Genomic DNA, 13335 nt, shown 5'->3' with positions numbered 1-13335 from the left:
CTTCGCGCGACCGGCAGGCGTCTTTCCGTTTCTCAAATACCCATGATGCGCGAGGCCTCGGCCTCGCGCACCACCGCCAGAAATTGCGCCCGGCCGCGTAGCGCCTCGAACAGTTCCGGCCCGGTACCGGTCAGCCAGGCCTGGGCGCGAAGCGCGCAGATCTCGTCGTAAAGCGCTGCGCGGCGGTCGGCATCCAGATGCGCCGCCACCTCGTCGAGCAGCAGCACCGGGCTTTCCTCGGCCAGCGCCCGGGCATTGGCGAGGATCAGCGACAAGAGCAGCGCCTTTTGCTCGCCGGTTGAGGAAAGGGCGGCGGGCATCGCCTGCGGCCCCCAATGCGCCCCCAGGTCGGCGCGATGCGGGCCGGTCAGGGTGCGGCCGGCCGCCATGTCGCGGCCGCGGCCCTCGGCCAGCCGGGCGGCGATGCTCTCGGCGTCGGGATCGTCGGCCGAACCTTCGCCCGGCAACAGCGTCAGGCTGGCCGAGGGGAAGGCGGTCCCGGCCCCCTCCTGCGCCGCCATGATCCGGGCGATGGCGTCCAGGCGGTTGCGCGTCAGCGCCGCGCCCGTCTCGGCCATCTGTGCCTCCAGCGCGCGATACCAGCCGGCGTCGCGGACCTCGTCGCGCAGCAGCCGGTTGCGTTCGCGCATGGCCTTTTCGTAACCCAGCGCGTCCTCGGCATGGCCCGGCGTGAAGCTGAGCGTCACCCGGTCCAGGAATCGCCGCCGCTGTTCCGGGGCATCGGTCCACAGCCGGTCCATGGCGGGCGTCAGCCAGATCACCCGCATCAGCCGGCCAAGCGCGATCTGGGTCGAGGGCTTTTCGTCGATCACCACCTCGCGCGGCTGGCCGGGCAGCGCGCGGGTCAGCACCTGATGGGTGCCGATTTCGGCCCGGATCTGCCAGCCGACCTCCGGCCCCTTGCGGGCCTGGTCGCCGGGTGCGGCGCCGCGCATGCCCCGGCCGGGCGACAGCATCGAGACGGCTTCCAGGATATTGGTCTTGCCCGCCCCGTTCGGGCCATGGATGGCGACGGGGCGGTGGTCGGCCTCGATCTCCAGCCTGGCCCAGCTGCGAAACTGGGTCAGGTGCAGCAGGCTCAGCGTCACACGCGCATCGGCATGACGACATAGACCGCGCTGGTGTCGCCGCCCTCGCGGATCAGCGCCGCGTCGCCCGAGCCGTTGAACAGGAAGACAGCGTTCTCGCGCTCGATCTGGCTGGCGATCTCGTGCAGGTATTTGGCGTTGAAGCCGATCTCCAGCGGCTCGTCGGCATAGGCGACCGGCAGTTCCTCATCAGCGGCGCCGGCATCGGGGGCATTGACCGACAGGACCAGCCGATCCTCGTCCAGCGACAGCTTGACGGCGCGCGAGCGTTCGCTGCTGACGGTGGCCACCCGGTCGACCGCCTTGGCGAAATCGCCGGCATCGACCTCCAGCTTGCGGGCATTGCCCGAGGGGATGACCCGGCTGTAATCGGGGAAGGTGCCGTCGATCACCTTCGAGGTCAGCGTGATCGTCGGCGTGGCGAAGCGCACCTTGGTCTCGCTGACCGAGACCGCGATCTCGGCCTCGTCATCGTCCAGCAGCTTGCGCAGCTCGGCCACGGTCTTGCGCGGCACGATCACCCCCGGCATGTCCTCGGCGCCCGCCGGCAGCGGGGCGTCGATTCGGGCCAGCCGGTGGCCGTCGGTCGCCACGCAGCGCAGGCCGGGGCCGTCCTCGGTCTGCGCGACATGCATATAGACGCCGTTGAGATAATAGCGGGTTTCTTCGTTCGAGATGGCGAATTTCGACTTGTCGAACAGCCGCCGCAGCACCGCGGCGGGGGCCGAGAAATTCGCGCCGTATTCCGACGAGGACATGACCGGGAAATCCTCGCGCGGCAGCGTGGCGAGGCTGAAGTTCGAGCGCCCGGCCTGCACGGAAAGCCGCCCCGAGGCGGCATCCAGGCTAAGCTGCACCAGCGCGCCGTCCGGCAGCTTGCGGGCGATGTCGTTCAGCATACCGGCCGAGACGGTGGTGGCGCCGGGCCGCTCGACCTGCGCCGGCGCGCGGTCCACGATCTCGGTATCCAGGTCGGTGGCGCGGAAGCTGACGCCCTCGGGCGCGGCCTCGATCAGCACGTTGGCAAGGATCGGGATGGTGTTGCGGCGTTCGACCACGGACTGGGCCTGGGATACGGCTTTCACCAGATCGGCACGTTCGATCGAGAATTTCATGGTCAACCCTTATGTCGTTCCGGCCTCGTCTCGCACCCGCCTCGCGGGGCGCCAATGTGGCATAATCCCGCGCAAGGTCAAGCGGATGCGTTCAGGCCTCCAGCAGGCGGCGCAGCAGGTCGATATCCTCGGAGAGGCTGCGATCCGAGCCGCGTAGTTCTTCGATCTTCTTCACGCCATGCATGATGGTGGTGTGATCGCGGCCGCCGAAGCGGCGCCCGATCTCGGGCAGGCTGCGCGAGGTCATCTGCTTGGCCAGATACATGGCGATCTGTCGCGGCCGGGCGACGGTGCGCACGCGCTTGGGTCCGATCATGTCGGCCAGGCGGATGTTGTAATGCTCGGCCACCTTCCGCTGGATCTCCTCGATCGAGACCTTGCGGTCGTTGGCGCGCAGGATGTCGGCCAGGCATTCCTGGGTCATGTCCAGCGTGATCTCGCGCCCCATCAGGCTGGCAAAGGCGAAGAGCCGCTGCAGCGCGCCTTCCAGCACCCGGACATTCGAGGTGATGCGATGGGCCAGGAATTCCAGCACCCCGGGCGCGATCAGCAGGCCCGGATATTGCGCGCGGAAACTGTCGGTCTTGCTTTGCAGGATGCCCAGGCGCAGTTCGTAATCGGTCGGATGCAGGTCCACGACCAGGCCGCATTGCAGGCGCGACTTGATACGCTCTTCCATGTCCTTGATCTCGCCCGGCGCGCGGTCGGCCGAGATGACGATCTGCTTGCCCTGATCGACCAGCGTGTTGAAAGTGTGGAAGAATTCCTCCTGCGTGGAATCCTTGCCGGCGATGAACTGGACGTCATCGACCATCAGCACCGAGACGGTGCGGAACAGCTCCTTGAAATCCATCACGGTGCGGTCGCGCAGCGCCTGGACGAAGCGATACATGAACTGCTCGGCCGAAAGATACAGCACGCGCGCCTCGGGTTGGCGGATCTGGATCTCGCGGGCGATGGCGTGCATCAGGTGGGTCTTGCCCAGCCCGACCCCGCCGTAAAGGAACAGCGGGTTGAAGGTAACCGGCCCGCCCTCGGCCACGCGGCGGGCGGCGGCGTGGGCCAGCTCGTTCGGCTTGCCGACCACGAAATTCTCGAAGGTGAAGCGGCTGTCCAGCGGTGCCGCCAGCTCTTCCTCGCCAGAGACGCGCGGGGGCGCGGGGCGCTTGACGACGGGTGCCGCAGCCTGGCGGGCAGTCTGGCTGCGGGTCTCGAAGCTCAGGCGCTGCACGGGGCCGCCCATCCGGTCCAGCACCTTGAGAATGTCGTCGCTGTAATGGCGCGAGACCCAGTCGGACAAGAAGCGGGTCGGGCAGGCGATGGTGGCGGTGCCGTCCGCAACGCCGGTCAGGCGAAGGGGCTCGATCCAGGTCGAGAAACTGTCGGTTCCGACGATTTTCTGAAGTTCTTCACGCGCCTGCCCCCAAAGTCTGTCCATCTCGCCCAATTCCGTCTCTTTTCCCCACATGCCGCCGGGATTTTCCGGCGTGAGGCGATTCGGATGCCGCAGCCTGAACGACAGCAGTTTCGGCAACAGAAGACCCCCGCCGCCCAAGGCGACGTGTGGGCCGTCTTGCGGCCGAAACTTGCAGACACGCGGCGCAGGCCGGTGGCAGCCGGCTTGCGCTTCATCGGTAGCGGACCCTGTTCTGATCCAGCTGCCACCCCGCCTGTCGGCGGCAGAGCCGACGGTTCAGAGCATGTCCCCCAGGCGCGACGGTGAATCGCAGGGAACAAGCTAGCAAGAACCGCAGCGGGCCAGCAACCGATCTTCGTGCTTGACAGTCACTTTGCCGGATCGAATCTGGCAACTTCGCGACGGCTGCGTGACAATGCCGGAAAGGCGGGAAAACCAAGGAAAAACCGGCACTTCCCCATGCGAAAGGGCGCGCCTGGATAGAGCGCGCCCCTAATAAGTTCTACCGGCAGTTGCTAAAATGCCGCAGCGGCTCAGGCGGTGGCCAGCGCCTTAACCCGGGCCGAAAGGCGCGACATCTTGCGCGCGGCGGTGTTCTTGTGGATGACGCCCTTGGTCACGCCGCGCATCAGTTCGGGCTGGGCGCTGTTCAGGGCTTCGCGGGCGATCTCGGCATTGCCGCTGGCGATGGCTTCCTCGACCTTGCGCAGGAAGGTGCGGATGCGCGAGCGGCGGGCCTTGTTGACGGCGGTGCGGCGCTCGAGCTGGCGGGCGCGTTTTTTCGACTGGGGCGTATTGGCCATGGGTGCGGTCCTATCTGTTCTTCATATCTCGGTTGCGCAAAAGCCCATGGCGCCGTCCGGGAACGGACGGTCATGATTCTTGCCTTTAAGCGGGCCCACACGCATGTAAGCCCGGGCCTATACAGCGATCCGGGCCGGATGCCAAGCGCGAAATCAGCGGTCGCGGAATTGCGGCTCGCGCTTTTCCAGAAAGGCGGCCATGCCCTCTTTCTGGTCCTCGGTCCCGAACAGCGCCTGGAAGCTGCGGCGCTCGAACAGGATGCCCTCGCGCAGCGTGGTCTCATAGGCGCGGTTCACCGCCTCCTTGGCGGCCATGACGGCGATCTGGCCCTTTTCGGCGATCTTCTTCGCCGCCGCCAGCGCTTCGGGGATCAGCTTGGCGGCCGGCACGACCCGGCTGACCAGGCCCGAGCGCTCGGCCTCGGCCGCATCCATGAAGCGGCCGGTCAGGTGCATCTCCATCGACTTGGACTTGCCGACAAAGCGGGTCAGGCGCTGGGTGCCGCCGATGCCGGCGATGACGCCCAGATTGATCTCGGGCTGGCCGAACTTGGCGTTGTCGGCGCAGAGGATGAAGTCGCAGGCCATGGCCAGCTCGCATCCCCCGCCAAGCGCATAGCCCGCGACCGCGGCGATGATCGGCTTGCGCGTCGCGGTGATGCGGTCGATCTCGGCGCCGAACAGGTCGTCGGTATAGACGTCGACGAAGCTCTTGGCCGACATCTCCTTGATGTCGGCGCCGGCGGCAAAGGCTTTTTCGCTGCCGGTCAGCACGATGCAGCGGACCTTTTCGTTCCGGTCGGCATCGGCCAGCGCATCGCCCAGCTCGCTCAGCAGCTGCGAGTTCAGTGCATTCAGCGCCTCGGGCCGGTTCAGCCGGATCAGCGCGATATAGTCGTCGATCTCGACGGTGAGGGTCTGGTAGGCCATCGACTCCTGCCTTTCGCAAACAAGCTGACCGCGACTCGTAACAAATGCGCGAGGCCAAGGCCAGCGCCTGCCGATATCACCGGCTCAGGCGTGGGGAAGGAGCCCCTTCACTGCTGGCAGAGCGGGCAGAAAAAGCTCGACCGCCCGGACTGCACGATGCGCTGGACCGTGCCCGTGCAGCCCGGCGTCGGGCAGGGCGCACCCTCGCGGCCATAGACGCGGAAGGAGTGCTGGAAATAGCCCAGCTCTCCGGTCGCCTGCCGGTGGTCGCGCAGGCTGGAGCCCCCGGCCGCGATCGCCTCCTCCAGAACGGCACGGACATGGCCGACCAGCGCCGCCACCTCGGGGGCGGTGACCGCTCCGGCCAGACGGCGCGGGTCGATGCCGGCGCGATAGAGCGCCTCGGAGACGTAGATATTGCCCAGCCCCGCCACGATTCGCTGGTCGAGCAGCGCTGCCTTGACCGGCATGCGCCGCCCGGCGAAGGCCGCCGCCAGCGCCTCGGCGGTGAAGGCGTCCGACAGCGGCTCGGGCCCCAGATGCGCCAGCAGCGGATGCTCGGCCCCCGGCGGCACCAGATCGACCATGCCGAATCGCCGCGCGTCGTTGAAGGTGATGCGCGTGCCCTGGTCGTTCCACAGCACCACATGGTCGTGGCGCGGCAGGATCGCCGGGTCGCGGTGGAAATCGCCCTGGCTTTCCCCCTCGATTAGCATCCGCCCCGACATGCCCAGATGCAGAAGCAGGCTGCCGCGATCCTCCAGCTCGGCCAGGATGTATTTCGAGCGCCGCCGCAGGGCGACGACCCGCGCGCCGGTCAGCACCTGCACCAGATCGGGCGGCAGGGGCCAGCGCAGGTCGGGGCGGCGGGCTTCGGCACGGGCGATCACCCGGCCTTCGAGATGCGGCTGAAGGCCGCGTCGGACGGTTTCGACCTCTGGCAGTTCTGGCATTTTCTTCCCGTTCGTCGCATGGTGCGGCCCGCGTCCCCAGCTATGGCGCGCGGCGCGCTTTCGGACTATCTGGGCGCGAAACGACGGATGGACAAGCGACATGACCCCAGACGAGCCAAAGGAAACCCATTTCGGCTTTCGCACCGTGGCCGAGAAGGACAAGGCCGGGCTGGTCCATGGCGTCTTCTCGCGCGTGGCCTCGCGCTATGACGTGATGAACGACCTGATGAGCGGGGGCGTCCATCGCATCTGGAAAACCGCGATGATGGACTGGCTGGCGCCGCGGGACGGCCAGCATCTGCTGGATGTGGCCGGCGGCACCGGCGACATCGCCTTTCGCTTCCTGGACCGCGCGCCGGGCGCCCGCGTCACCGTCTGCGACATGACCGAGTCGATGCTGGTCGAGGGCCGCAAGCGCGCCGAGGCCGGCAAGCAGGCCGACCGCCTTGCCTGGGTCACCGGCGACGCGATGGCCCTGCCCTTCGCCGACGACAGCTTCGACCGCTACACGATCAGCTTCGGCATCCGCAACGTCACCCGCATCCCCGATGCGCTGGCCGAGGCGCGGCGCGTGCTGCGTCCCGGCGGCCGGCTGATGGTGCTGGAGTTCAGCCAGATGCCGGTGCCGATGCTGCAATGGCTTTACGACCGCTACAGCTTCAACGTGATCCCGGTCATGGGCCAGATCGTCGCGAACGACCGTGACAGCTATCAATATCTGGTCGAATCGATCCGCAAGTTCCCCGACCAGGAAACCTTTGCCACCATGATCCGCGAGGCGGGCTTCGGCCGCGTGCAATGGCGCAACCTGTCCATGGGCATTGCCGCGCTGCATTCGGGCTGGAAGCTGTAGGATGCGCGGTCCCCACAACATCTGGCGCCTGATCCGCACCGGCGCCACATTCGAGCGCACGGGCGCGATGAAAGCGGCGCTGGACGCGGTGAACGCGCCCGCCCGCATCCGCATCGCGGCGCGCATCCTGGGCTGGCCCTTCGCCTGGCTGGGCTACAAGGGCGACCCGGCCCTGCCGCCCGTCACCCGCGCCATCACCGCGCTGGGCCCGGCCTATGTGAAATTCGGCCAGATCCTCTCGACCCGGCCCGATGTGGTGGGGGTGGAACTGGCCAACCAGCTTTCCATGCTACAGGACCGGCTGCCGCCCTTTTCGCAGGAACAGGCCCGCCGCACCGTTGCCGCCGAGCTGGGCCGCCCGGTCGAGACGCTGTTCAGCGAATTTTCCGAACCCGTGGCCGCGGCCTCGATCGCGCAGGTCCATCGCGCGCGGCGCATCGACAATGGCCGCGAGGTCGCGGTCAAGGTACTGCGCCCGGGCATCGAATCCGCCTTTCGCCGCGACATCGACGCCTTCCATTTCGCCGCCGGCATGATCGAGCGGCTGTCGCCCTCGACCCGGCGCCTGCGGCCCCGCGACGTGGTCAGCCATTTCGAATCGGTGGTCACGGGAGAGCTGGACCTGCGGCTGGAGGCTGCCTCGGCCTCGGAATTCGCCGAGAACACGGGGGGCGACGAGGGCATGGCGGTGCCCGCACCCTATTGGCACCTCAGCGCCCGGCGCGTGCTGACCACCGACTGGGCCGAGGGCGTGCCGATGGGCGATGTCGCGGCACTGCGGGCTGCGGGGCACGACCTGCCCGAGATCGGCGCGCGGGTGTTGCAGCTTTTCCTGCGCCATGCGTTGCGCGACGGCTATTTCCACGCGGACATGCACCAGGGCAACCTGAAGGTGGCCCGCAACGGCGATATCGTCATCTACGATTTCGGCATCATGGGCGAGATCGACGAATATACCCGCCGCGTCTATGCCGAGATCCTGATGGGCTTCATCCGCCGCGATTACGAACGCGTCGCCCGGGTGCATTTCGAGGCGGGCTACGTCCCCCGCGACCGCGACATCCAGGAATTCGCCCGTGCCCTGCGCGCGGTGGGCGAGCCGATCTTCGGCGCCGATGCCAGCCGCATCTCGATGGCCAATCTGCTGGCCTATCTGTTCGAGGTGACGGAACGCTTCGGCATGGCTACGCGGACCGAGCTGATCCTGCTGCAGCGCACCATGGTGGTGGTCGAGGGCGTGGCGCGCTCGCTGGACCCGCAGATCAACATGTGGCAGGTCGCCCGGCCCGTCGTCGAAAGCTATATCCGCGACAACCTGGGTCCCCATGCCGCAGCGCGCGACCTGATCCGCGCGGCGCAGGTTCTGGGCCGCTTCGCGCCGCTGCTGCCGGAGTTCCTGGAGCGCCGCATGCCCGAGCTGCTGCGCGAACCCCCGCCCCCGCCCGAGCCGCGCCCAAGCCGCGGCCTTGCCGTCGGCATGGCGCTGGGCGCCGTCGTCGCGCTGGCGGGCGCGGCGCTGGGCGCATGGCTGGGATAGGGCCGCCCGCGCCATCCGGCCTGTCGGGGCTTGAGCGTGCCCCGGCTTTCGCCTAACGCTGGCCCATGCGGATTCTGTATCTTGGCGATGTGATGGGGCGCGCGGGCCGGCGCGCGATTGCGGAGGGGCTCGGCCCGCTCAAGGAACGGCTGGGCGTCGACTTCACCATCGTGAACGGCGAAAACGCCTCGGGTGGCATGGGGCTGACCGGCGGCCATGCCAAGCTGCTCCTCGATGCGGGGGCCGATTGCCTCACGCTGGGCGACCATGCCTTCGACCAGAAGGAGATGCTGTCCTTCATCGAGGCCGAGCCGCGCATCATCCGGCCGCTGAACTATTCCAAGGTGGCGCCCGGCCGCGGCGCGCGTGTCTTCGAGGCGACGCGCGGCCGCAAGGTGCTGGTCGCGCAGGTCCTGGGCCAGGTCTTCATGAAGCGGCCCTTCGACGATCCGTTCTCGGCCATCGACGCGGTGCTCAAGACGCACCCGCTGGGCGGGCTGGTGCAGGCCAGCGTGGTGGACATCCATGCCGAGGCGACCAGCGAAAAGATGGCCATGGGCCATTGGTGCGACGGCCGCGCCAGCCTGGTCGTGGGCACCCATACCCATGTGCCGACCGCCGATGCGATGATCCTGAACCGCGGCACCGCCTATCAGACCGATGCGGGCATGTGCGGCGACTACGACAGCGTGATCGGCATGGAAAAGGCCGAGCCGCTGCGCCGCTTCCTGACCGGCATGGCCTCGGAGCGCTTTACCCCGGCCGAGGGCGAGGCGACGCTGGCGGGCGTGCTGGTCACCACCGACGACCGCAGCGGCAAGGCGGTTTCGGTCGAGCCGCTGCGCCAGGGCGGCAGGCTGGCCGGAACGCAGCTTCCCGCCTGAGCCGGCATGGTTCTTGTGCTTTTTGTTTGCGGCTGCGGGGAAAATAATTCTATTACCCACCGAAAGGGCCGTGATTTATCGGCGCTACGGGACGGGACTTGATGCTGGGCTTTGAACTGACCGGAACCAATGCGGCGATCGCGATGCTGCTCATCGTGGTCGTCATGTTCATCGAGTTCATTCGCGAAAAGCGCCCGCCCGAGGTGGTGGCCATCGGCACCGCCGCCGTGATGATGGTGCTGGGCCTCTTGCCGATCAAGGACGCCGCCGGCGTGCTGTCGAACTCGGCGCCCTGGACCATCGCCTTCATGTTCCTGATCATGGGCGGGCTGATGCGCACCGGCGCGCTGGAAATCATGTCGCGGCTCGTCACCATGCGGGCGGCGAGCCATCCGCGTTTCACCATCGGCGCGCTGTTCCTGTTCGTGATCGTGGCCTCGGCGATCATGAACAATACGCCGGTGGTGGCGGTGATGATCCCGATCTTCATCCAGCTGGCGCTGCGGCTGGGGCTCTCGCCGTCGAAGCTGCTGATGCCGCTGAGCTATTTCACCATCCTGGGCGGGATGATGACGTTGATCGGCACCTCGACCAACCTGCTGGTGGACGGCGTGGCGCGCGAGCAGGGCATGGCGCCCTTCACCATCTTCGAGATCGCCCCGGTCGGTGTCGCCATCACGCTTGCCGGCGTCCTCTATTTCGCGCTCCTGGGCAAGCGATTGCTGCCCGATCGCACCTCGCTGGCGGGCTTTCTCGGCACCCGGCGCGAGATGAAATATTTCACCGAGGTCGCCATCCCCGAGGATTCCAGCCTGGTCGGCCAGCCGGTCCTGACGGCGCCGATCTTCAAGCGCGATGCGGTGCGGGTGATCGACGTGCTGCGCGGCGATGCCTCGCTGCGGCGCAACCTGGCCGAGGTGGTGCTGGAGCCGGGCGACCGGGTCGTGCTGCGCTCGGAAATGGCCGACCTGCTGGAAATGCAGTCCAACAAGAACTTCCAGATGGTGGACAAGCTGAGCTCGGTCGCCACCGAGACGGTCGAGGTGCTTATTTCGCCGGGCGCGCGGCTGGTCGGGCGGCGGCTTGGCGACATGCGCCTGCGCCGGCGCTATGGCGTCTACGTTCTGGCCGCGCATCGCCGCAGCCAGAACATCGGCCGCCAGCTCGACGATCTGGTGGTGCAGGTCGGCGACACGCTGCTGCTGGAAGGCGCGCCCGAGGATATCGGGCGGCTCGCCGCCGACATGGAGCTGGTCGATGTCTCGCGCCCCTCGGCCCGGCCGTTCCGGCGCGAGCGCGCGCCGATCGCGATCCTGTCCCTCTTGGCGGTGGTGTCGCTGGCGGCTCTGGACGTCGCGCCGATCATGGCGCTGTCCTTTCTGGCGGCGGCGATGGTCCTGATCACCCGCTGCGTCGATGCCGAGGAGGCCTTCGCCTTTGTCGACGCCCGGCTGATGGCGATGATCTTCGCCATGCTGGCGGTGGGCGAGGCGCTGGAGCATACCGGAACGGTCACTCTGGTGGTGGATGCGGTGGCCCCGCATCTTGCCGGCCTGCCGCCCTTTGCGACGCTGATCGCGGTCTATTTCCTTGGCCTGGTCATGACCGAGGTGTTGTCGAACAATGCCGTCGCGGTGCTTTTGACGCCGGTGGCCATCGCGCTGGCGAAATCGCTGGGCCACGATCCCCGTGCCTATGTCGTGGCGGTGATGTTCTCGGCCACGGTCGCCTTCGCCACGCCCATCGGCTATCAGACCCACCTGATGGTCTATGGCCCCGGCGGCTACAGGTTCAGCGACTTCGTCAAGGTCGGTGTGCCCCTGGACATCATCTGCGGCATCGTCGCCTGCCTGACCATCCCGCTGTTCTGGCCGCTGTGAAATATCCGGGTCCGGCTGGACCTGCGTCGCCGCTGCATGGGTATTTGCAAAACGGAAAGAAGTGGGCGGGGCGTCTCGTGCTTTCCGTCTCCCAAATACCCCGCCGACCTCGTGACAGGCGGCGCGCGCGCCGGCTATGCGGCAGAGTTCAACTTGCCGCGAACCCTTCGCGGACGGCCGCCTCGGCCTTGGCGGCGAGCGTCTTGCGCGTCTCGCCCACGACCGGGATCTCCGGCATCAGCCGCACGATGACGAATCCCTGGCGGGGCTGGGCCAGCACCGCCAGCAAATGCGGCCCCAGGTCCATGTCGCCCCACCAGCCGTAGAAGCGCGGATCGCGGCCCTTCGGCGCGTGGTAATGTGCGCTCATCGGCTGGATCGCCAGCCCTTCGGGCGGGGCGGGGTCGAGGAAGCCCTGGAACAGCGTCGGCTTGAAGGGCAGCACGCGGCGCCCGTCGCTGCTGGTGCCTTCGGGGAAGAACAGCAGGCGATGGCCCGCCCGGGTGCGGGCGGCGAATTCCTCGGCCTGGGCGCGGGCGAGCCGGGGGTCGCGGGCGACGAAATGCGTGTCGGTGACGCGGGTCAGGATGTTGATGCCCGGCCAGCCCGCCACTTCGGATTTCGAGACGAAGAACACCGGCATCGCCGCGTTCAGCACGAAGATGTCGAGCCAGCTGGAATGGTTGGCCACCACCGCGCCGGGGCCGCGCATCGGCTGGCCGATGCAGCGCCATCGCAGCCCCATGATCCACAGGCAGAGGCGGCAGACGCCCTGCACCCAGGGTCCGGTGACGGGCCGGCGCGAGCCGGAGAACAGCCGTTCGGCCAGACGCAGCGGCAGGATCAGCAGGACGCCGAGCGCCAGCACCAGGACGATCCCGCCGCCGCGCAGCAGGACCAGCAGCCAGCCGAGCGCGCCGGGACGCGGAATGGCCGGTGGCGCGACCGCGTCCCGCCAGGTGGCGCGGTTGCCCTCGCTCATTGCCCCTGCCGGGTTTCGTAGAACTTGCGGTGCTTTTCCGACATGGCCTTGGTGTCGACCATCAGGAAGACGTCGGTGGTGTTGAAGGCGCGGTCCAGCCAGGCGCCTTCGCCGACCATGCCGCCCAGCCGCAGGTAGGCCTTGATCAGCGCCGGCATTCCGGTCATCGCGGCGCGGCGATCCAGTTGCTCGGCCGGGATCAGGTCCATGCGGCGAAAGCCGTCGGGCCGGGCGCGGGGCCGGATCGCCGCGGGGGCCAGGTGGTGATGGTGCAGCCAGCTGAGCGGCTGTGCCAGCGCCTGCACGTCTGTGCCGTGGAACGAGGCGACGCCGAACAGGATCTCGATGCCGCGCGCCAGAACGTAATCGGCCAGTGCGTTCCACATCAGGAACATGCCCGAGCCGCCGCGATAGGCCGGGTCGACGCAGGACCGGCCCAGTTCCAGGAGCGACCGCCCCGAGGCGCGCAGCGGCGCCAGGTCATATTCGCTGTCGCAATAGAAGCGGCCGAACGCCTCGGCCCGCTCGCCCGGCAGCAGGCGATAGACGCCGACCACATGGTCCAGGTCATCGCGCGAGCGGCGGTTGTCCACCAGCACCAGATGATCGACGACCGGGTCGAACTCGTCCCGCTCGAACCGGCCCTGATGGTCGACCAGCAGGCCGTCACCGCCCAGCTCCTCGACGAAGACGCGATAGCGCAGGCGCTGCGCGGCCAGAAGGTCGACTTCGTCCGTGGCAAGACGGGTCGCGAAATAGGACGTCTCTGGCGTCATCTTACGGCCTGGAACCCTGACTGATGGTATTTGGTCCCGTGTCTAGGCGGGGGAAGGGGACATTGCAACCGCTCGCGAATCCGGCGATGCAAGGGC

At 67.8% G+C, this 13335-nt stretch carries 12 protein-coding genes; 4 read left to right on the top strand and 8 right to left on the bottom strand.

What is annotated here, in order from left to right:
• Window positions 1–32: 32 nt before the first annotated feature.
• The 6 genes from recF to mutM form a co-directional block, all read right to left on the bottom strand.
• Complete coding sequence (recF, locus tag BLT64_RS01975; RefSeq protein ID WP_011749110.1) at window positions 33–1109, bottom strand: DNA replication/repair protein RecF; 1077 nt, start codon at window positions 1107–1109, stop codon at window positions 33–35.
• On the bottom strand, window positions 1106–2224 hold the full coding sequence (gene dnaN / locus BLT64_RS01970; protein ID WP_011749109.1) for a DNA polymerase III subunit beta: 1119 nt from the start codon (window positions 2222–2224) through the stop codon (window positions 1106–1108). Before dnaN ends, recF begins: the two co-directional genes overlap by 4 nt.
• A 91-nt stretch (window positions 2225–2315) precedes the next feature.
• Window positions 2316–3662: a chromosomal replication initiator protein DnaA gene (gene dnaA / locus BLT64_RS01965; protein WP_011749108.1), complete on the bottom strand. Its 1347-nt coding sequence runs from the start codon at window positions 3660–3662 to the stop codon at window positions 2316–2318.
• Window positions 3663–4174: 512 nt separating this feature from the next.
• Window positions 4175–4444 (bottom strand): 30S ribosomal protein S20, encoded by a 270-nt coding sequence (rpsT, locus tag BLT64_RS01960; RefSeq protein WP_011750739.1) that lies wholly within the window; start codon window positions 4442–4444, stop codon window positions 4175–4177.
• 153 nt (window positions 4445–4597) lie between these two features.
• Complete coding sequence (locus BLT64_RS01955; protein ID WP_011750738.1) at window positions 4598–5374, bottom strand: enoyl-CoA hydratase; 777 nt, start codon at window positions 5372–5374, stop codon at window positions 4598–4600.
• A gap of 107 nt (window positions 5375–5481) precedes the next feature.
• A complete protein-coding gene (gene mutM / locus BLT64_RS01950) occupies window positions 5482–6327 on the bottom strand; it encodes a bifunctional DNA-formamidopyrimidine glycosylase/DNA-(apurinic or apyrimidinic site) lyase (protein WP_011750737.1) in 846 nt (281 codons plus the stop codon).
• Between the two features lie 100 nt (window positions 6328–6427).
• On the opposite strand from mutM, the gene ubiE reads away from it, so the two are divergent.
• The 4 genes from ubiE to BLT64_RS01930 all read left to right on the top strand — a co-directional run bounded on the left by ubiE (window position 6428) and on the right by BLT64_RS01930 (window position 11481).
• Window positions 6428–7180 (top strand): bifunctional demethylmenaquinone methyltransferase/2-methoxy-6-polyprenyl-1,4-benzoquinol methylase UbiE, encoded by a 753-nt coding sequence (gene ubiE, locus BLT64_RS01945; protein WP_011750736.1) that lies wholly within the window; start codon window positions 6428–6430, stop codon window positions 7178–7180.
• 1 nt (window position 7181) lies between these two features.
• Window positions 7182–8717, top strand: coding sequence for a 2-polyprenylphenol 6-hydroxylase (ubiB, locus tag BLT64_RS01940; protein ID WP_011750735.1), 1536 nt, complete (start codon window positions 7182–7184; stop codon window positions 8715–8717).
• 65 nt (window positions 8718–8782) lie between these two features.
• Complete coding sequence (locus tag BLT64_RS01935; protein WP_011750734.1) at window positions 8783–9601, top strand: TIGR00282 family metallophosphoesterase; 819 nt, start codon at window positions 8783–8785, stop codon at window positions 9599–9601.
• Between the two features lie 101 nt (window positions 9602–9702).
• Window positions 9703–11481, top strand: a complete 1779-nt coding sequence (locus tag BLT64_RS01930; RefSeq protein WP_011750733.1) for an SLC13 family permease — start codon at window positions 9703–9705, stop codon at window positions 11479–11481.
• Between the two features lie 148 nt (window positions 11482–11629).
• On the opposite strand, the gene olsA is transcribed toward BLT64_RS01930, so the two are convergent.
• Window positions 11630–12463 (bottom strand): lyso-ornithine lipid O-acyltransferase, encoded by an 834-nt coding sequence (gene olsA, locus BLT64_RS01925; protein WP_011750732.1) that lies wholly within the window; start codon window positions 12461–12463, stop codon window positions 11630–11632.
• Window positions 12460–13239, bottom strand: a complete 780-nt coding sequence (olsB, locus tag BLT64_RS01920) for an L-ornithine N(alpha)-acyltransferase (RefSeq protein ID WP_011750731.1) — start codon at window positions 13237–13239, stop codon at window positions 12460–12462. The genes olsA and olsB overlap by 4 nt, the downstream gene beginning before the upstream one ends.
• Window positions 13240–13335: the final 96 nt, after the last annotated feature.

This window comes from Paracoccus denitrificans (assembly GCF_900100045.1).
GTDB classification, from domain to species: Bacteria; Pseudomonadota; Alphaproteobacteria; order Rhodobacterales; family Rhodobacteraceae; genus Paracoccus; species Paracoccus denitrificans.
Note: the sequence above shows the minus strand (reverse complement) of the source record. Positions and strands in the feature narration are given on the sequence as shown.